General features: G+C 68.1%; 13 protein-coding genes and 3 pseudogenes. 13 read left to right on the forward strand and 3 right to left on the reverse strand.

The window, feature by feature from the left end:
• Nucleotides 1–250 precede the first annotated feature (250 nt).
• Nucleotides 251–1,507, forward strand: coding sequence for a hypothetical protein (locus ACIP94_RS35410; RefSeq protein WP_402435210.1), 1,257 nt, complete (start codon nucleotides 251–253; stop codon nucleotides 1,505–1,507).
• A 442-nt stretch (nucleotides 1,508–1,949) separates the two neighbouring features.
• On the opposite strand, the gene ACIP94_RS35415 is transcribed toward ACIP94_RS35410, so the two are convergent.
• A complete protein-coding gene (locus ACIP94_RS35415) occupies nucleotides 1,950–3,653 on the reverse strand; it encodes an esterase/lipase family protein (RefSeq protein WP_402435213.1) in 1,704 nt (567 codons plus the stop codon).
• 352 nt (nucleotides 3,654–4,005) lie between these two features.
• Here ACIP94_RS35415 and ACIP94_RS35420 point away from each other — a divergent pair, with 352 nt between their 5' ends.
• The 9 genes and pseudogenes from ACIP94_RS35420 (at nucleotide 4,006) to ACIP94_RS35460 (ending at nucleotide 13,485) form a co-directional block, all read left to right on the forward strand.
• Nucleotides 4,006–5,643, forward strand: coding sequence for a hypothetical protein (locus ACIP94_RS35420; RefSeq protein ID WP_402435216.1), 1,638 nt, complete (start codon nucleotides 4,006–4,008; stop codon nucleotides 5,641–5,643).
• Nucleotides 5,640–6,569, forward strand: coding sequence for an AAA family ATPase (locus tag ACIP94_RS35425; protein ID WP_402435219.1), 930 nt, complete (start codon nucleotides 5,640–5,642; stop codon nucleotides 6,567–6,569). Before ACIP94_RS35420 ends, ACIP94_RS35425 begins: the two co-directional genes overlap by 4 nt.
• A gap of 61 nt (nucleotides 6,570–6,630) precedes the next feature.
• A pseudogene (locus ACIP94_RS35430) lies at nucleotides 6,631–7,932 on the forward strand (SAV_2336 N-terminal domain-related protein); the annotation flags it as partial.
• Between the two features lie 180 nt (nucleotides 7,933–8,112).
• Nucleotides 8,113–9,411 (forward strand): annotated as a pseudogene (locus ACIP94_RS35435) (PP2C family protein-serine/threonine phosphatase); the annotation flags it as partial.
• The gene (locus ACIP94_RS35440) at nucleotides 9,397–9,717 is read left to right on the forward strand and encodes a DUF742 domain-containing protein (RefSeq protein ID WP_402435311.1); all 321 of its coding nucleotides are present in this window, start codon (nucleotides 9,397–9,399) and stop codon (nucleotides 9,715–9,717) included. The pseudogene ACIP94_RS35435 and the gene ACIP94_RS35440, both read left to right, overlap by 15 nt.
• A 38-nt stretch (nucleotides 9,718–9,755) precedes the next feature.
• Nucleotides 9,756–10,457 carry a hypothetical protein gene (locus ACIP94_RS35445; protein WP_402435222.1) on the forward strand — a complete coding sequence of 234 codons (702 nt, stop codon included), beginning with the start codon at nucleotides 9,756–9,758 and terminating at the stop codon, nucleotides 10,455–10,457.
• 139 nt (nucleotides 10,458–10,596) lie between these two features.
• On the forward strand, nucleotides 10,597–11,490 hold the full coding sequence (locus ACIP94_RS35450; RefSeq protein ID WP_402435225.1) for a hypothetical protein: 894 nt from the start codon (nucleotides 10,597–10,599) through the stop codon (nucleotides 11,488–11,490).
• A gap of 108 nt (nucleotides 11,491–11,598) precedes the next feature.
• A complete protein-coding gene (locus ACIP94_RS35455) occupies nucleotides 11,599–11,790 on the forward strand; it encodes a hypothetical protein (protein WP_402435228.1) in 192 nt (63 codons plus the stop codon).
• A gap of 513 nt (nucleotides 11,791–12,303) precedes the next feature.
• Nucleotides 12,304–13,485, forward strand: coding sequence for an alpha/beta hydrolase family protein (locus ACIP94_RS35460; RefSeq protein ID WP_402435231.1), 1,182 nt, complete (start codon nucleotides 12,304–12,306; stop codon nucleotides 13,483–13,485).
• A gap of 47 nt (nucleotides 13,486–13,532) precedes the next feature.
• On the opposite strand, the pseudogene ACIP94_RS35465 reads toward ACIP94_RS35460, so the two are convergent.
• A pseudogene (locus ACIP94_RS35465) lies at nucleotides 13,533–13,976 on the reverse strand (LuxR C-terminal-related transcriptional regulator); the annotation flags it as partial.
• An 11-nt stretch (nucleotides 13,977–13,987) separates the two neighbouring features.
• On the reverse strand, nucleotides 13,988–14,290 hold the full coding sequence (locus tag ACIP94_RS35470; RefSeq protein WP_402435234.1) for a helicase associated domain-containing protein: 303 nt from the start codon (nucleotides 14,288–14,290) through the stop codon (nucleotides 13,988–13,990).
• 28 nt (nucleotides 14,291–14,318) lie between these two features.
• Between ACIP94_RS35470 and ACIP94_RS35475 the strand changes: the two genes are divergently transcribed.
• The 3 genes from ACIP94_RS35475 (at nucleotide 14,319) to ACIP94_RS35485 (ending at nucleotide 19,841) form a co-directional block, all read left to right on the forward strand.
• Nucleotides 14,319–14,507 (forward strand): hypothetical protein, encoded by a 189-nt coding sequence (locus ACIP94_RS35475; RefSeq protein WP_402435237.1) that lies wholly within the window; start codon nucleotides 14,319–14,321, stop codon nucleotides 14,505–14,507.
• Between the two features lie 982 nt (nucleotides 14,508–15,489).
• On the forward strand, nucleotides 15,490–18,519 hold the full coding sequence (locus ACIP94_RS35480) for a hypothetical protein (RefSeq protein WP_402435240.1): 3,030 nt from the start codon (nucleotides 15,490–15,492) through the stop codon (nucleotides 18,517–18,519).
• Nucleotides 18,516–19,841, forward strand: coding sequence for a hypothetical protein (locus tag ACIP94_RS35485; RefSeq protein WP_402435243.1), 1,326 nt, complete (start codon nucleotides 18,516–18,518; stop codon nucleotides 19,839–19,841). The genes ACIP94_RS35480 and ACIP94_RS35485 overlap by 4 nt, the downstream gene beginning before the upstream one ends.
• The last annotated feature ends 297 nt before the right edge of the window (nucleotides 19,842–20,138 follow it).

Consider the following 20,138-nt stretch of genomic DNA (forward strand, 5'->3'; position numbering starts at 1 on the left):
GCGCAGGGGACCGGCGGCGCTCGATGCGGCCACGCTTCGCGCCGAACTCCATGCCGCCGCCCTCCTCGGCACGCACACCCACTCTCCTGGTCCCCACCGCGCGCGCCCGGTCTGGCGGGGTTGCGGTTGTTGCCGCCTACCCGGTCAGGGTCGGTGCACCGGTCTCGGGGGAGCGGTGACCACCGTCCCGCCCCCTCGGGGCCGCCTGCCTTCGCCCGCCCCAGGCTCTACACCACCCGAGGACAAGCCCATGGCCCCCATGCTCTCCGAGACCACCGCCGGACGTGCCCGCCTCCACGCGGCTATCGCCGACGACGCCCCCGGTACCAAGTTCATCCGTGTCGTGCACCTCTGGAACGGCACCGAGACCGAGCACCGCACGGAGGTCCTCTACGCCGGGGGCGGCCTGCTCCTCGCGGGCGACGCCGAGACCCAGCTCGCACCGATCATCCAGACCCTGGACACCGCCCTGCGCAACGGCGCGGCACTGCTGGAGATCGTCACCCAGCACGTCACGGCCACGCCCCGCCTGACCATCCAGCGGTACTACCTCTACGGCGGCCGCCTCCGCACCGACGCGGCGTTCAACGAGGAGATGCTCGGCCACGATCCCGGGCTGCTCGCCGACGCCGAGCGCTTCCGGCAGGCAAGCCGCGCCGCCTCCACGCGACGCGTACAACACGCGATCGACGAGCGCCAGGCTGAACCCGAGCGCTCCGCCGCCCGCATCGCCACCCGGGCCGACGCTGCCCGCAGCGCCCGGCACGAGTACATGGCGCAGATGACCGAGGCGCGGATCGAGGAAGCGGACGACAGCGCTGCCTACGCCCAGCTCCAGCAGGAGCGCGGCGACGTCCTCGCCCGCCTGCTGCTGGTCGTCCGCAACGGCGGCGACATCCCCTGCGACGAGGAGCCCACCGGGGAGGCGCCGGCCAAGGACATTGAGGAGGCCGCGGGTCCGTTCCGCCAGGGGGATCGGATCGTCTGCGCCGACGGCGTCACCCGCGTCGTCAAGGGCATGGCCCCGGCCGTCACTGGGGAGCCCGCCCGTGTCATCGTCGGGGGCGGAAGCGAATGGATCGCCGCGAACTGCCTGCGGGCCAACTTCAGCGACATCCTCGACTCACACCGCCGCAGCAACGCCGCCGGCGCCCGGGTCCGTACCGAGCCCGACCCGAGCAACCCGGAGTGGCGCGCCGCCCTCGCCGAGCTGGGCGAAGCCCTCGACTACCTTCGCAAGGCCGACCCGACCGTACGGGTCGCCCTCGACGAGGACGACGCCCGCGAGGCCGCGACCCGGGTCCACCCCGACGCCTGCGGCTTCCAGCCGATCCACAACCCGGGCGAGGACGAGCCGGTCGCCTGGACGTTCCGCACCGGCCACGGCGCCGGGAGCCGGTACGGCGTGGTCACCCGCACCACCGAGGTCTCCCCGGTCGGGCTCTACGAGTACCCGACGACCGCCGAGCGCGCATGGCGCCGGCATGAGGCCGAGCTGACCCGTTGACGGCCGGCCGTCCTCGTCGACGCCCCGCTCCTCGCACGCCGAGGGCGGGGCATCGGTGCCTCCAGGGGCCGGCACCGCCGCCCGCTTCCGCCCCTTCACTCCACCCCACCGCTCCCGGACCTGTTCACCCTCGCCGACGGTGAGCACGGCCCGCACGAGGCCCCGCGCCTGGGGCCCGTGGCAGGCCATCAGCGTCACCCGGGCCACGGCGGAGCAGATCGCCGTCGACCTGCCTGCTCCGCTCACATCCCGCCCGCCGTCCGGCCTGGAGCGCTGCGCTCGGCACCGTCCCGCCACCGCACTGCTTGCGGGGCTTGGCCCCGGCGGGGGCAGTGTCGGTGCTGCCGGAAGGCGCTCCCACCCCTGCCCACCCCCCGGGCGGGAGGGCGAGCCGCCAGCGGCCGGAGCTGGCTCGACAACGACAGCGGCGTGCTCGCCACCCCTACGGGAGGCTCTCCTTGAGGATCAAGCGTCGCAACGTGGTGTAGGTGCGGTGGTGCCGCGAGGTGGGACGGGCGATCGACGAGTGATCACCAGGCAGCGCCGCCGCGTCCGGATAATCGCTCTGCGCGGAGGCCGCTGGCACGATGTTGTCGCTCTCGCCCGCATAGACAGAGAATGGGATCGGGCACGTGCGCTCCGTGACCTCTAGGGCATTGACCACGTCGCGCATGAGCACACGGCGGGTGTTCGTGACCTCCTCGTCCAGCGGCCGCAGCTGACGCTCCTGCGGGTGCCTGCGACCCAGTACGCCGCGGCGCAGGGACCCCAGCATCTGAGAGCCGTTGTTCGGGCAGGCAAGCAGCACCACCCGGCGGATTCTGCTCAGTTCGCGACCCTGGCCGTCGGCGAGCATCCGCGTCAGAAAGCGCTGTACGACGAGGCCGCCCTGACTGTGGGCGAGCAGCACCAGCCGCTCGTAGCCCTCCGCCTCGGTTGCCAGGTACTCCTTCAGGCTGTCGGCCACGACGTTGATGCCGGGGAAGACGCGCGTTGGATTCAGCCGGATGAGGCCCGTGCGGTAACCGAACGCCAGCGGATCGACGAAGCCGAGATCGGTGTCGTCGGCCAGGAGATCCCGCAGAGGATCCCACATGGCCGGCTTCGAGAGGATCCCGTGGACCATCACCAGGCCGAGCCTTCCAGGGCGCTCCGCGGCGGCAGTGGCCGGCACCGTGTGTGTGGGGCGGCGGCCGAGACGGCTGAACGACCAGCCGGGAAGCCGGGGCGCCGGAGCCATGTCCTCCGGGTGAAGCGGGTGCGGGAGTTCGGCCGCGACCCGCACGATCAGTCCGGCGAGGCCGATGGAGCGATCGACGGTCAACAGCTTCTCCCGGGCTTCCAGCGTACTGATCAAGCGGTCCAGTCGGCTGGAGAGACCGCCGATACGCAGGTTGTGCTGCTCGGCCTGCCGCCGCGGGGAGCGCAGCAGGTCGGACACCGCGCGAAGGGCCCGTAGGTCCGCGTCGGAGGGCTCGGCCTGCGTGAGGGTCTGCAGCCGGGCTCGGCAATCTGCTACCAGCTCGGGCGCCAGGACCTCGGCCCCGGCCAACTTCCGACTCAGAGAACGCACCTGGTCAGGCTCCAGAACTGACCGGTGCTGGGCGATCTGGTCCAGGAGCCGCTGGCGTTGGTCAAGCAACTTACCGGGGCCCACGGGAGCGGACGGCATGCATTCCTTGAGTTTCTTGAGGAAGTCGTAGACCCCGAAGACCTCATCCATCGGGATCACTGTGCCGTGCCTCTCGACCATGCTCAGCACGACGAGGCAGGGGACGTGCGACTCCTCGATCCCGAAGAACTCCGCCGCGTCGGTGACGGCCTGGGTCCACCCGCTTGCGTGCGCCTCGGCGGAGGCCGGCCGCTCCGGCTTCACAAAGGCTTCGTCCCATCCGGGCCGGAAGGAGAGATCCTTCCAGAAGTTCCTTTCGAACCGGTGCCGCGAGTGCGGCACTTCGAGCGTCATCCCCTCGGCCATCACCCCCCGCCCGGGGTCCGTGGGGTTTTGCACGGCGCGGGGCCACGCGTGGGTCGGCACCGGGCACAGGACTGCCAGCGCCGGGCCGGTGACGTCGTGCACGCTCGTCCAGTGGTCGGTGAGTTCGCGGTGCTGTGCCTCCGCATCGCGCTCGCGTGCGAGAAGCACCACGGCGCCGAGGTACCCACAACTTTCGGCCGCCGCGAGCAGGGACTCGAGGAACATGCCCATCGGCAGTGGGTGGACCAGCACCGGTTCTCCTGTCGCCGCACGGAAGCCGAACCGAGGACGGCCCCTGACCGGCAGTGTGCAGCCCGGCTCATAGCGCGCGCAGCCCTACGGCCGATCTAATGTGTGAAACAGCAAAATCACGCCTCAGCTGCACCTGACCGGCAACGACGCCGGGCGGCTCTTCGCCTCCTGCACCAGGACCTCCACCGTGCCGGCCGCGCTCGCCCAGCTCGCCGGCGGCGCGCCCCGCATCGACTGGGACGCATGCCCGCAGTAGCCGCCCGCACCGGTGCCCGACCTCAAAGCGCTCGTGGCCGGCGTGCGGGGCGGACGCACCCGTGTATCCCTGCTCATGGCCTCGGGCGCCGAACAGCCTGCCTTCGACCTCACATTCAGCCGACAGCTCACCGAACTCCTGAGACGGGGCATTCCGGACGCCGGACGACAGGCGAGTGTCTCCGCGCTGCGGGACAAGCTGCGCCACACGATCAGCGGCCAGGACGTCGTTAGCACAGAACACGACGGTGATCACTTGTCGGTGCAGGGCCTGTGGCTGGCGCACAACCCCTGTCACGCCCGGGGCGGTCGGCCCGGGCCAGGCGCGCTCGGCGTGGAGGACCTCAAGGCGGCGCTGGAAACGGTCGGCCCCGCCGTGGCCTGGCCGCAGCCGTGGTCCTTGACCGAGCTGGACCGGTTACGACACGACATTCAGACAATCAAGAAATCCGGCACGGGAATCGGACCCATTGCCCTGCTCCACCAGGCTGTGCACGTTGTGGACGGCCTGCGCGTCTGCCTTGCCACGCAGTCCTTCCTCACCTCCTGGGCGGGCAACAAGCTGACCACCCAACGGCTACGGCGAGCGTTGCCCGCACTGCCTGCTGACGTGTACGCACTGGTACCCGACACCACAGGCACCGCGCTGCTCACCGACCTCCTCGAACTGCTGGTCCTGCGCGCACCGCGGTACGGCGACAGCCACACGGTGTTCCTCACCAAATTCGTTGCCGCACTGGGCGCCGACGCCGGCCTCGACCTCTCCGCTTCCGAGGTCACGGCATGGGCAGACGCCTGCGGGGCCCGCATCGAGCTCAACGACGCCCAGGATGACCTGGCCCGCGGCATGGCCGCACAACGGCTGCGGCTGGTCATCAGCCTGCACGCCACGGTGGCGGACGACTGGCCTGAATCGCTGAGCCTGTGGCTGCTGGACGGCGGCACAGTGTGCGAGCGGGCAGAAGTCGCCTGTGCTCCGACGCAGGCAGCGATCGAGGCGAAGCTAGGGGAGGCCGTCCGCTGGGGACGCAGCCATGCGAGGCTGCGCCAAGCACCGCTGAAACACGTGGACGTCGCCGCTCCCACCGCGCTCATACTGCGCTGGAGGCCCGAGGAGACGGACTTCGGCGTGCGTCTGGGCGTGAACCACGACGTGGTCGTGCGCTGGAGCATGCGCCTGGATCCGCCCGCGCACCTGTGGTGGATCAACGACCATGCCCGGGCGGGACTGGAGAAGATGAACGCCTGTACGACCGGGGCCCCCGTCGACTGGCTGGCTGAAGACGACGCAAGCCAGCCGCAGGCCCTCGCCGAGCGGTTGCGGGACGGCCGCTACACACGTGCGGTGGCCTTCGCGCAGCGCCCTGCCCATCTGGGACAGCTGATGGAACTGTTGCTGGCCTACGTGCCGGTGGTGCTGTGGCCCGATCCGAATCACCACTTGTCCCCCAAGGAACAGTCGCTTCTAGATCTCTTCTGGGACCACTTGCCGGCCCACCTGGCCGAGGCCTACCGGCGGCGCTGGCAGGGCGGGTGCGCCGCACCGTCCGACCGGCTCGCTGACCTCAGATCGGTCTGGCACGACCTTGAATGGCTCGACTTCTGCAGCTGGTTCGACAGCCACGACGCCGTACACAGGAGCGCTTCATGACCTGGAGTCCGTACTTCACCGGCGACGGTGTCCCGCGCGACGTCGAACTCGCGCCTCCTCCGCCGTGGCGGACGTTCCCCCGCCGCGCGATGGCGACGGAGTTCAAGCCGCCTGAGGGACTCGTGGAGTCCGTGAACGCAGCGCTGCATCTGCGGCGACCTCTCCTGGTCACGGGCCCAGCCGGATCGGGCAAGTCGACGGTCATCGAGCAGGTGGCCAGCGAGCTGAAACTCGGAGCCGTGCTGCGCTGGCACATCACCTCCCGGAGCACTCTGAGCGAAGCGCTCTACCGCTACGACGCGCTGGGCCGCATCCACGCCCAGCGGCTCGGCCAGACCGATGGCGTCGACGACATCGCACCCTTCATGCAACTGGGACCGCTCGGCACGGCTCTGCTGCCGTCACCTCGTCCGCGTGCGCTGCTGATCGATGAGGTGGACAAGAGCGACCTCGATCTGCCCAGCGATCTGCTCGACGTCCTGGAGCGCGGCGAATACGAGATCCCCGAACTCACCCGCTACCAGCAAGACGTCGTCTCCGTTCGGCACTGGGGCGGAGAGGAGCATCACGACATCAACCGGGGCCGCGTGCGCTGCACGGAGTTCCCCTTCATCGTGATGACCAGCAACGGCGAACGTGACTTCCCGGCCGCCTTCCTCCGCCGGTGCATCCGATACACCATGGCACCGCCGACAGTCCCCCTGCTCCGCCAGATGATCATCGCCCATCTACAGATCGACATCGATGCCGGGGGACCGGTACGCGACCTCGTCGAGGCATTCGTCACCCGCCTGGAAAGCGGTGACAGCCTGGCCATCGACCAACTACTCAACGCCGTCCACGTGATGTCCGGCAGCTCCGCACCGGACGGTGCTGACCGGCGGGAGGTTGCCGCACTGCTCATGCGCGAGCTGTCCCGTGCCTGACCGCTTTTCTCGCGTACTGCAGGGCCTCCACAATGTGGCGGCGGACCTGGACGCGACGGCGATGGCCGAAGCCGTGTGGCTGGCCGCCACATTCCCTGGACCGACCACCTCTCAGCATCCAAACCCCAGCAAGCCGCAACCGATCCCGCCGGATACGGATGGTGCACAGAGCCAGCGCACGCAAAGCAGCCGGGCGCCCAAGGACACACCCTGGCCTGGTGTCGCGCTGCACGAACAGCTGCCCGACAGTCCGGGCAGCGTGCCCGGTGAGCCGATTGCCGTAACCCGAGGCCCTGCCCTGCCCGACACGCTGAACCTCTTGCGCGCCCTGCGGGCCTACAAACGGCCGTGGATAGCTGGCCTGCACACACAGCTGGACATAGAGCGGACCATCGACGATTACGCGCGCAGCGGTGAACTCATCCCCGCTTTCCGACCCGCTCCGGAGCGATGGTTTGATCTTCTACTGATCGTTGACCGGTCCCTGTCCATGCAGGTATGGCAGGAAACCATTGCCGAGCTGGAACGCGTGCTGGACCACTTGGGAGCCTTCCGACTCCTGCGTACCTGGGGACTGACGTTCGATGGAGCCGAGCCCCTCCTCCACGATCACCAGGGAACGGCGGCCGGCCCCGACCACGTCCTCTCCCCACAGGGCAGACGCCTGGTCCTGATCGTGTCGGACTGCTCGGCCCCCGGCTGGTACGAACAGGAGATCTGGAAGCAGCTGCGCGACTGGGCTCAGTCGACATCGGTGGCACTACTCGATCCGCTGCCGCCGAAACTTTGGCGCCGCAGCGCACTCGATCTCCCCGGCGTCTGCACCACCCAGGCCGTGCCCGGCAACGGCAGCACGACGCTCCACTTCCGCATGCCACTGCTCCTGGAGAAACCAAAGGAGCCATCGACCTGGTTACCCGTCCCCGTCCTGTCGCTCAGCCCGCACTCGCTCGGCCGCTGGGCACGAGCCCAGATGCGAGGAGACCCCAGTGGGTGCGACGCCATACTCATTCCCCCCACCGGGCGGGTCCCGCGCGGCAGAACCAACTCCGCCCGCGCCGCACAGATTGACCCGGTCCAGGCGTTCGTCCGAACGGCTTCGCCGCACGCGGTCAAACTTGCTGTCCTGTGCGCCCTGGTAGGACGTATCGGCCTACCAGTGGTTCAACTGATCCGGCACGAACTCGTGCCCCAGGCCACGGTCGCCGACTTGGCCGAGCTGATCACGAGTGGCATTGTGTCGCTTCAGCCGCAGGAGAGCGGCACATTCGTCCTGACCTTCCGGGATGGTGCCGAGAAGGGGCTGAAGCGGCTGCTTCCCCAACACGAGGCGTGGCAGTTGTGCGGGATGCTGGAGAAGCACGTGAGCACCCGCGTCCACGGCGCAGTCAGTGTGCCCGCGGTACTGCACGATCCCGCCGCGCTGCAGCACCTTCCTGCTGAAGTGCGGCCCTTCGGCCAAGCCGCCCGCAGTGTGCTGCAAACACTCGGCATCGGCAATGACGCACCGCAATCAGACGGTATGACGTCGATCTTGGCCGACGCTACGGCTCGGATCGCTGACGCACGCGACGTTGACGAGATCCTCAGCTCCCTGTTTCGGTCTACAGTGCCGCTCATCGCTGATGATCTCATCGTCTACCTACGCGACCCGATGCCGGTCGGCGACGAGGGGCATAGCGAGCCCATCGCACTGCGGCGATGGGATGACCACCATTTCCGGGAACACGCGGGCATCGAGGGCTTCCCGGCGCCAGCGTCACCTTCGACGTCCGCTCTCGAAGTGATCAGCGGCGTATGCGAAGTGAGGTCGGGAACCGCGCTCGCGGAAGTGCTGCACGGAGTGCGTCCGGCCTTCACGGACGCGCCCTACGTCCGTGCCGCCCTGGCCGAACTTCTCGGTGGAAGTCTGGCGTCTGCAGTGCCTGGGGAGAAGCACGCCATCGTCGCCCCGCTGCCAGGCTGGCGCGGTGCGATTGGCGCCGCGCTCTTCGTGCGCCACCCGGACCGCGCCCCCTTCGACCCAGATCACCTCTTGGTCGTCGCGGAGCTTGCTATGCACTCGGCACGCGCCCTCGCAAACCTGACGCAGCACAACGACGACGCGGACATCGCGGCTAGCCTCCAACGCAGCATGCTCCCGAGGACGCTCCCACAGCTGAATGGCGCGCAGCTGGCGTATCGCTACCTGCCGGCCTCATCGACAGCTCGCATCGGGGGTGACTGGTACGACGCCATCCCTCTTCCGCGCAACCGCGTGGCCCTCGTCGTCGGCGACGTTATGGGGCACTCTATCGCCGCCGCCGCGATCATGGGCCAGCTGCGTACGACGACGAAGGCCCTGGCCGGACTCGACCTGCCCCCGCGAGAGATCCTGCACCAGCTCGACGAAAGGGCCCAGTACCTGGGCACCGACCACATGGCGACCTGCCTTTACGCCGTCTACGACCCCGTGTCGTACCGCCTAACAGTCGCCAATGCCGGCCATCCACCGCCAATCCTGCTCCACCCGGGAGGGCGAGCGGAGGTGCTGCGCGTACCGCCGGGCACGCCCATCGGCGTCGGCCGCGTCTACTACGAGGACCTTGAGCTGGAAGCTCCCGCTGGAGCGACCTTGCTGCTCTACACCGACGGGCTGGTGGAATCACGCCTGCAGGACGTGTGGACCGGCATAGAACAACTACGCGAGACACTCGTCGCCATCGCGCAGTCGACCGTTCCGGAACATCCACCGCCGCTCGAAGCCCTGTGCGACGAGGTACTCGAAACACTCGTCCCCAGCCAGCAGGACGACGACATCGCGCTACTGGCCGCCCGCCTCGAAGGGATCGCGCCCAGCGACCGGCGGACCAGACCTCTACACCAACTGGCCGTCGAGGCACTCGTGGTGACCACTGCCAACGATCAGCAACTGATGGGACTACTGCCGGAACAACAGCGGATCTGCTACCTGTGCCGTGACATCAAGTCGGTGGCGGAGGTCTCGGCGCTGCTCTCGATCCCGCTGGGAGTCGCACGCATCCTCGTTTCTGATCTGGAGGAGGCAGGGATGGTCGCCATTCATGAACCTGGGGGACGTGACCATCACGGCCATCAACCCGACGTAAGCCTCATGGAACGAGTACTCGGAGGACTCCGCAAGCTGTAGTCGGCCGCCCGGAATCGGCATGGCGTTACAGTAAAGAGTTGCCCAACGGCGGCAAGCTCTCGGATCACTACCCGGTGTGGGTGAGCCTGGCAGCGGTGCCGGCCGCCCGCGGCAACTACCCGCTCACCACGCAGGCTGAGCGAAACGCTGCCTTCGGCCGCTTCTGCATGCTCACTGGCGAGGCAGTGACCACCAACATGCAGCCGGACCATCCCATCCTGATCGGCCGCCGCCAGCTTCGCTTCGAGGGAAATCCGACCGGCCAGCTCCACCAGGACGGCTCCTTCTACGCGGCCCTGCCGCTCTATGTCCAGAGCGATCGGTGCGCGCCCGAGGAGCCCATGCTGCTGCACCAGCGCGGACTGGAACTTGATGTGGTGGTCCAAGTCCAGGCGGCGGCAGCCTGGGCGGCGGCAGCCGGATCGAGCGGCGACCTCATGCTTTCCGCAGCGCTTCTCAGCTATGTCGGCAGCGATGTACCCCTGCGTCTTGTCGTGGGGGATGCCCTGCTGCATCACGCCCCCGTCAGCCCCGTGCCGGCAATGCCCGCTCAGACAACGGCTGACCTCACGGCCATTACGACCGACAAACACGAGGCCGTCATCGCGGCATACACGCTCGTCTCGGACCTGCTGGCCGACATGGGAACCCACCAGCCTGACCTGCTGACCCCACAAGGAGACATCGCAGTCCAAAAGCTTGGCGCAGACTGGCGCGCCAAGCTCACCGGCTGGGAGTAAAGGACCGAAGCCTCGTCCGGCCACACCCGGGGCTTCGACATCCGTGCACATGGTCCCCGCTGGACGAGATCATCTCCGGGCCCGTGCCGGCTCCGGGCGGTAGGACCGGAATGTCACTGGGCGGGGTGATGATGGCGGGATGGTTGACGAGCGGGCGGCGGTGAAGTGGTACCGCAAGGAGGAACAATGGGCGCGGCAGGTCGCTGCCTCATGGTTGGGCCTCCCGGCGGTTCGCGAGGCGGTCGAAGCCGCTGCCTCGACGGCTGCCGAGATCGTGGCGCCGCTGGCGCGCCACATGGTCTCCCAGGTGGAGATGACGCGTTTCTGCTGGCGGGTGTGCGACATCACGCCCTCCTTCCCGGACGGCAGTGAAGGCCCGAACCCGTTCGACCCGGCCGCGCCGGGCGCGTGGCCGCTGACGGACGCGGAGCGCGAGTTGGCTGGCTACATCGCGGCGGCTTTCCACCGGCTGGTCCAGGTGGTCATGCAGGTCCTCGATCGCGCTGAGGTGCATGTGGATGCGCCCTGGGGACCCGATCAAGCCGTGATCGCTGTGCTCCTTCTGCTGGTGGCGGACGGCTACGCGGTGGCCTGGGACGATGCCCGATTGTTGGCCGATCAGTTGCAGCCGCCGGGTGTCTCGGCGATCACGCCGGACGGACGCTCGACTTCCGCACGCGACGGCCGATCGGAGGAGATGGCGCGCAATGCCGACCGGATCCGCAAGCTGGTTCGTGAACGGGTCGGCGGCCGCGATCTTCGCCGTCCCTACGCCGCGGCCAACGGTCGGCGCGCTCAGCCGCGACCGACGGTGATCCGTCGGCAGGTGCTGAAGGAGATCATCGACGACAACCCCGGGGTGACGGTCGAGTTGCTTCGCAGGACGTGGGGCAACTCGGAGGAGAAGGTGGGCGGGCGGCTGCGCTGTGAGCTGACCCGCCGTCTGGCTGCCGAAGGCTTCCCGGCACCGGACAAGCCTTCGAAGAGCGCCCTGTCTAACGACCTCCGGACGCTGAAGGCGCGCCCGGACTGACCCGGCCGGAAGAAAAAGTCCGGGCGAACGTGCGCGCGTCTTCGCCTGGACTCGGGAACCGGCAGCCTCCCAACGTCAGCACCACGACGGCCCCTTGTGGAGGACCACATGATTCCCGACCGTAACAACCCGGCCGCCCCGGCCGCGCAGACCTCCGAGCCACCGGGTCGGCAGCGCCGACGGGGTTGGCCAGACCCTGCCTCGCCAGTCGGCGCCGTCATGTACGCGTTCCTGGGCGGCATGGCCTTCTGGCTGCTCATGGATGTAGTGGTGCGGCATGTCCACATCTACTGGCGATGACCTGACGCAACGGCCGGCGGCGGGCACGATGGTGACGGTCGCCGTGGCCTCCTTCATGCCCACTGCACACCGAGATCGCGCAGCGCGTTGTCTCGGAGCGGTTTTTGTGATCAGTGGTTGGTGGTCTGGCTTGGGCTGATCAGTTTGGTGTATGGCTGTGGCCAGGCGGTGCTGATCCTTCAGTGGGCTCGGCGAGCTGTGCGGGTGAGTCCTGGGGCGGGCGTGCTGGTCTGCAGGCTTGTCAGTTGGCCGGTTGTCTGATCAGGGCTTGTCATCTGCGTTGCGCAGGGTTCATGTTCAGTGATCGTTGGTATGTGGCGCTGCAGCATGAGCGCCTGGCGCGTGCTCGGCCCTGAGATCCCGGTTTACCGGCAACGTTCACCGGTTTCGCGATCAGGCTCACCGCGTTGTTGGTCCGCCTGCGAGGGGACGGCGGATCCCCCTGGAAGCGCAGGCGCCTGTCCGCTCCTGAGCTGACGTCAGGAGGTGTGTCGCCGATCTAGTTTCTGGTGCATGACCAGTATCCGCCGCGCGGCGCTGACCGCCGTGCTCGCACTCGTCCTGCCGTTGCCGATCGCTGCCGCGGCACCGGCCTTCGCCGCCACGCCGTCCGACGCTGTGGCTGCCGCTCACCCGGCTGCAAGCGGATTCGCGGCGGCACTCCCTCGCCCGACCGGCCCGTACACAGTTGGCCGCGACAGGCTGCACCTTGTCGACGAGCACCGTCAGGACCCCTGGGTGCCGGCGGCGGGACCGCGGCAGCTGATGGTGTCGATGTACTACCCGGCCCGGCCTGGGAGCGGGGTACCCGCTCCCTACATGACCACTGAGGAGGCCCGGCTGTTCCTGCAGGAGAAGGACCCGGGCTCCGGCATTCCGCCCGAGGCGCTGAGCGCGGTCCGTACCTGGGCGCGTGCGGACGCGCGCCCGGTGCACGGCCGGTTCCCGCTGGTGCTGCTCTCACCTGGCCTCGGCTTCCCGCGGGCGTTGTTCAGCAGTGTCGCGGAGGATCTGGCCAGCCGCGGGTACGTCGTCGCGCTGATCGACCACACCTACGAGACCCCCGGCGTCAGCTTCCCCGACGGACGGACCCTGCCCTGCGCCATCTGCGACCATCCGCCGGCGGGTGGGCAGCCGGCCATCGCCGAGAGCCGGGCAAAGGACGCCTCCTTCGTGATCGACCAGCTGACGTCCCATCACTCGCCTTGGGCTTATGCCCACCTGATCGACCGCAGGCGGATCGGCATGGCCGGGCACTCCATCGGCGGTGACGCCGCGGCCGTGACCATGGCCGCCGACCGCCGGGTGCGGGCCGGGGCGAACATGGACGGCACCTTCTACGCGCCGGTTCCGGCCACCGGTCTGGACGGGCGGCCCTTCCTCCTGTTCGGCGCCCAGTCCGACGAGAGCCCGGGCATGGATCCCAGCTGGGACGACGCCTGGACAAGCCTGGACGGCTGGAAGCGTCGGCTCACGATCGCCGGCGCCGAGCACGGCACCTTCAGCGACCTGCCGCTGCTCGCCCAGACGGCGGGCCTGCCCGGCCGACCGGGGGCGATCGAGCCGCTGCGCGGGCTGGCGATCACCCGGACGTACCTTGGGGACTTCTTCGACCTGCAGCTGAAGGGCGTGCCGGAGCCGCTGCTGGACGGGCCCTCCCGGGACGAGCCGGAGGTCGCCGTCCAGCTCCCGTAGCGTTGCGCCCGGGTGTTCCCCGTCCCGGCGCTCCCGTTCGCGGGGGCTCAGCCGGACGGGGACACCAGGCCCGCGTCGTAGGCGGCGATGACGAGTTGGACGCGGTCGCGGGCGTCGAGCTTGGTCAGCAGTCGGGCGACGTGGGTCTTGACGGTGGCGGGGCCGATGAAGAGCTGCTCGGCGATCTCGGTGTTGGACAGGCCGCGGCCGACCAGGGTCAGGACCTCGCGCTCGCGCTCGGTGATGCCCGGGAGCCGGCGCTTCGGCGCGGCCGGTCCGGGCCGCGCGGCAAGGTCGCCGATCAGACGGCGGGTGACGCTGGGTGCGATCAGGGCGTCGCCGGCGGCGACCACGCGGATCGCCGCGAGGATGTCCACCAGTGCCATGTCCTTGACCAGGAAGCCGCTCGCGCCGGCCCGCAGGGCGGCGTAGACGTTGGCGTCGTCGTCGAAGGTGGTGAGGACCAGTACGCGCGGCACCGGGTCGGCCGCGCCCGCGGTGGTCAGGCTGCGGCCCATTCGAGTCCGAGCTCGCGTAGTGCGGCCAGCTGGTCGTGGGTGAGTTTGTCGCGCCTCGACTTGGTGTTGGAGACCCATACGCCGAGCTTTACGACCACCGGCTCGGTCTCGCCGTCGACGTTGATCTGTTCGGTGTGGCCGCGGGGTACGGGCAGGTGGGCGCCTTCCCGTTCAACCCACTGCGCGAGGGCCGTCAGGCCGCGCTGGAACGCCTGCTGCGCCTTGCTGGGGCCCGTCGTCGCACGCGTGGCCGCCGGGGCCGGGGACGGCGCCTCAAGCGGCTTCACGCCCAGCCTGGACGATATGACAGATCGGATGGAAGTGCTCCTCGCGGCGCTGGACCGTCAGGGATTCGAGAGCCGGCAGAGCCTGCAGGGATCTTGGTTCTTCTCCCGGAACGGCACCATGATCACAATCGGTCATGAGCCGGACGGTGCAGGTGAGTGGATCGACCTGATCTCGGCGCTGCGAGGTGCAGGCTTGGTCTTCCCGGACGAGGACTAGCCAGGTGTAGAAGGGGGCCAGAAGGCCTGGCCCCCTGTACCTGTCCATCCGCGCGCACCGCAGAACGAAACCGATGGAAGGAAAGGAGAGAAGCATGGAACAGGAATGGCGGGCATCTGTGACTGTGGATGCTGTCCGCGCCCTCCGGGACGAGCAATTCGAAGAGCTGCATCGGCACTTTGCTGGTGTCATCAGGCACGAGGCTGATAGTCAGCGTCTTTACCTTCTGTGGCGCCTGGATGCGCCCAGCTTGGTAGAGGCTGCGCACAAGGCTCTTCATACGGTGGCTGAGGGGCTGGGGGCTGCGATGAGTCATAAGCCTCAGCTGAGCGACCTGCGCGTGGTTACTGCTGAGCAGGCGAACGCGGAGCGGCACTACCCCAGGGAGCAGGAGCTTATGGGGTACAGGGAAGCGGCTGAGGAACTAGGTGTTTCCCGTCAGCGGGTGGCCCAGTTGGACGGTAACCATCCTGACTTCCCGCGGCCGATTGGCTGCACGGGTGCCGGTCCGGTCTTCACCGCTGAGTCCATCCGGTCTTTTGCCGCCAGGTGGGACCGGAGTCCAGGGCGGAGGAAGACCGCCTAGGCAACTGGGCTTGAGTGAGCAGGCCCCACTGGCTGCTGGCCTTCACCAGCCAGCGGGGCCTGCTTGCGGCAGTGTCTGTCCTTGCTCATCTGCTGGCTACAGCAGGCGTTTTTGCCCCAGATCGGGAAACGGCCAACTGTGTCCACCGCACTCAAAGAGATCCGTGGCTGAGGCCTCTCCATGCCTGCAGGCTGAGGGCGGCACGGAGGTAGATGTTTATGTCGCAATAATCTGGTAGGTCCGATTGTCGGTGGGTGGGAGTAGGGTCGCGTGGCGCGGTTCGCGATGGGCGGGAGCCGATGTGATGTCCCGGGGGAGTGAGGCTGGGTGGGGCTGGCGGGTGGGGCTGCGGACAAGGCGGGTAACCGGTATGAGGACTGGTGGACCGCGCTGAGGGTGGCTGAGTTGCTGAGGGGGCGGGCGTCGCGGATTCGTCTGGAGCCCCCGGGGCCGGCGGGCGCCGGGATCGAGTTCGAGCTCGAGGCGGACGACGGCACGTGGTGCGAGCAGGTGAAGGACGTTCCCTCGAAGGGGCCGTGGACCCTGGATGCTGCCGGGAAGATCCTCAAGGCGGTCACGGGGCATCTTGCGGAGGGCAAGAAGGTGCGCCTTGTGCTGTCTACGGGGGCCCCTGAACTGCATGATCTTGCCCAGCGGGCCCGGGCGGCCGAAACATTCGCCGAGTTCGAGGGCATTATCACCAAGGCCCAGCTTCCCCAGTTCGTGCAGGTACTTGGGAACTGGTCTGTGAACGGAAGGCCGGTCGGCCGGGAGGTCGGGTGGCGGTATCTGCAGGCCGTGCACGTGGAGCACATCCCACCGGAGGCACTGCGCCGCTTGGTGGTCTCCGAGTATGAGCTGCTGTTCGTCGGCGATCCGGAAGTGATCGTCAGGCAGCTGAGCGGCTATCTCGACGAGCACCTGCACCAGCGCCTCACCGGTTCCCAGATCCGCAGCCACCTTTTGACCGTGCCGGGAGTACGCCCACGGCTGCTGGTCGGTGACACCGGAACGCTTACGGCGCTGGCCGGGACCGTTGAGCGCTTTGTGCGGCGGGTGCGGCGGGACAGGCCTGTGTTCGGGATGGCCGCTCGGCCGCACGTGGAGCAACTCTACGAGCGCCTGGTAGCTGAGGACAGCCCGCAGATCGTGGTCTGCGAGGGCGGCGCTGGCTTGGGCAAGTCAGCGGTCGTCACCGATGTCCTGGTCCGACTGACCGAGCAGGGATGGCCGGCGGCCGCGGTCCGGATGGACGGCGCCGACGCGGGCGTGCAGACGGCCAAGGACCTGGGTACCAAGATGACTCTGCCGGACTCGCCAGCGGTGCTGCTGGCTGGGGTCGCGGCCGAAGCGCCGGCACTGTTGGTGATTGACCAGCTGGATGCGGTCAGCACCTACAACGGCAGGATGTCGGACGCCTACGAGGCCGTGGAAGACGTACTCGCGCAGCTGGTCACCGTCCCGAATGTCAAGGTGCTCCTGGTAGCACGCACCGCCGACATCGACAACGACCGGAGGCTGTCCAGGCTGGTCGCCGACCACGCCCGGACAGCCCGGTTCCCCCTCAGCGTTCTGGACCTGGAACAGGTGCGGGCTGTCCTGTCCGACGGCGGCACGGATGCAGACGGCTTGGGATCGGTGACGGTTGAGCTGCTGCGGACTCCGTTGCACCTGTCGATCTTCAGCCGCCTGTCGCCCTCCGCACGCGCCGCTTCCTACCGGACGTTGCAGGAGCTGTACGCGCGCTACACCGATGAACGGCGCGAGGAGATCGAGCGACAGGTCGCTGCACTGGACTGGCGGGGTATCACGGGCACGCTGTGTGCCTCCATGAGCGAACGTGAAACGCTCCAGGCGCCCGTGGCTCTCCTCGATGGTTTCGCCCGCCAGCACATCAAGGTGCTCGAGTCGCACGGTGTGCTGGTGCGCGACGGCGAACAGATCGGGTTCTTCCATGAGACGTACTTCGATTTCCTCTTCGCCCGGTCCTTCATCTCGACTGGAGAGGACATCCACGATTTCCTGGCCAGTTCGGGGCAGTACCTGTTCCGTCGCGCCCAAACCCGGCAGATCCTCGAGCACCTCGCTGGCACGGATCCCGAACGTTTCCGTGCCACGGTGGCCCGGCTCCTGGGCTCCGATCGGATCCGCCCGCACCTGCAAGATGTGATCATCGCTGTCCTCGGGCAGCTCGATGCCGCTCTGCCTGAGTGGCAGGCCATCGAACCTATCGCCTGGGGCCAGGCTCCTGTGGCGGGCAAGGTACGCGGTCTGCTCGCCCTGCCGCAGTGGTTCGACGCCTCCGATCACGATCAAAGGTGGGAACGCTGGCTGGGCACGCCGCAGACCGCCGATGCTGCGTTCCCTGAACTGCTGGCCGTCGCGCAGCATCGGCCCGCTCGTGTCGCGGAGCTGGTGCGACCGTACGTGGGTACCACGCCACAGTGGGGGCAGCGGCTTCTGCGGCTGATCGAGTGGGCGCTCACGCCCGACCTCATCGACCTTGCCGTCCACCTGGTCGAGAGCGGACATGCGGACGAGGTACGTGGACCGATCGCGGTGAACAGCGACTTCTGGTCACTCCTCTACGGCCTGGCCGAGACCGCTCCCTCTTCCGCTGCGCGGCTTGTCGGTGCCTATCTGCAGCGTCACCTTGTCCGAGCGCGCGCCGATGGCTCCGGCGACCCCTTCGAATCCGGGCACTTGTCAACGCATTCACAGGTGGCCGACACGGTCCTCTCCCAGATCGCGAAGGCCGAGCCGGAAGCCTACGTGAACCAGGTCCTGCCCTTCGTCATCGACGTGGCTACCGCGGGCAGCACGAGGCGCACCGACGCCTATGATCCCGGCGGCCGTTGGGCTTACCGCCATGTGGGCGGCCGCGGCGTCGACGCCGCACTGCTGGCCTCCCTGGACACAGCACTACGCTCCCTGGCTGCCAACTCTCCGCCTGCCGCTGCGGACGCCTTGCAGCGACTGACTCCCTCACTGGTTCACGAACTGCGCTTCCTCACCTGCCGCCTGTACGCCGTCATGAACCAGGCAGACGAGGCGATCGCCTGGCTCCTGACCGATGAACGCAACCTGAGCCTGGGATGGCTGGACAGCGCGCGCTGGGCCTCGCGTGAACTCATCGAGGCAACCACGCCCCATTGCAGTGACGAGACGTTGGAACGTCTGACCGCGACGCTGCTCGACTTCTACCCGGCGTGGGAACGCCGACGGCAGAGGGGACAGCGCAGCGCCTGGGGCTGGAGCCAGTACGAGCTGCTGTCGGCGATCTTCCCTCCGCGCCGTAGTGATGCGATACGCCGTCGGCTCGCCGAATGGAGCGCAAGTTCCCTGGCCACGTCCCGTCGCCGCCGACACCAATCCAGGGCGGGGTTGTCGGCTCCCCGATCAGTGACCATGCAGCCCGGCACATGACGGATGAGCAGTGGCACCGAGCTCTGGACAAGTACGCCCGGCCCCAACCCGAGCGGCTCTGGCCTCTCCGAGGCGGCGCTCACGAACTGGCCCAGATGCTGGGCAGCCGCGCGCAACAGGAACCCGAGCGTTTTACCGACTTCGCCTTCACGCTTAGCCCGGACTCACCAGCCGCCTACCTGTGCGCGATCGTGGAGGCGGTCACACCCCATCTACAAGCCGACCGATGGGAGCAACTGGTTACCCACACCCATCAGACCCTCGGCCCTGCGACCGCCTTCACGGTATGCCGCGCCCTGCAGTCGGCCCCGCAACGTTTCACCCTTGCCTTGCTCCCGGCCCTGGACAGCTACACCACAGACTCTGATCCTGAGCACGACAGCGAGGACCTGGACGCCGAGGGAGCCCGCACAGACCTGCTGACCGCCGGCATGAACACCGCTCGAGGACAGGCAGCGCTTACCATCGCCGCCCTCCTATTCCATGACAGTCAGCGCCTGCACGTGTTGACACCCCTGGTCACTCGCCTGGCGAACGATCCAGTGCTCGCTGTCCGAGTCTGCGCCGCCCAAGCTGTGCTGGCCCTGATGAATCACGACCCCCAGAATGCGCTGGAGGTTGCGGAGCAATTGCTGAACCACCAGGACGCCAATGTCTACAACGCCCTCACCACTCAGCAACTGCTCATCCAGGCGCTGGTCCGAGATTCCTCACGCTTCACGGCCACCCTCAACCGCGCGCTACAAGGCCCTGGGAGCACGGCCGAACTCGCAGGAGAGACCTGGGCGGTTGCCGCCATTCAAGGGTGCCTCACCCCAGACCTTCCCCAAACCGCGCGAGAACTTAGTGACACCGCCCGCCGCGGCACAGCAGCAGTCTTCGCCCGCAACGTCGACCGCTACTCTCACCTTGTACCGCTGTTCAGCGATGGCGACCCCGAGGTCCGTAAGAACGCCTCCTTGGGCATGCGGCAGGTGTTCGAACTCCTACCTGCACAAGCCGACGAACTCGTCAAAGCATTCCTCGACAGCAAGGCGTTCCCCGACCACCTCGAACAGCTCACCTTCGCTCTCTACAACCACGCTGGCCCCCTTCCCCCTGTCGCTATTGATGCCTGCGAACGCATCGTCCAGCACGCGGGCAGGGAGCTCGGCGACCTCAGAACCCATCGCGCGGCGGACGGCCACCACGTGGTCTCGGCAGTCCTCCGCCTCTATCGGCAAAGCCCGCAACCTGAACGGATCCGGTGCCTGGACATCATCGACAGGCTCTCGCAAGCAGGTGCCTACGGATTGACCGCTGCCTTGGAAAACGAGCGCTGACCACACTGAACCCTGACCCTGGCCCCGCCGAGAGTTATCTCGGGGGAGGGCCAGGGGTGAGGGATGTTTGTTTGGGTTGTCGCCTGCAGTGATGGTGCTGGCCGGAGCGCCGTACGCGTCGCTGTGGGTGGTGGTTGTGTTTGCCACGTGGATGCCGATTTTGTGGCGGAGCGTGTTGCGTCACCGGCCAATATCTTCTGTCCGTTCTGCAAGGAAGGGCAGAAGAGGTCGCCGCTGCCCGTCGCGGAGTTCGCGCGGACCTTCGTGCCGGTGCGCAACCGGGTTGCCTTCGGTGGT

Source organism: Streptomyces sp. NPDC093261 (assembly GCF_044753645.1).
GTDB lineage: Bacteria > Actinomycetota > Actinomycetes > Streptomycetales > Streptomycetaceae > Streptomyces.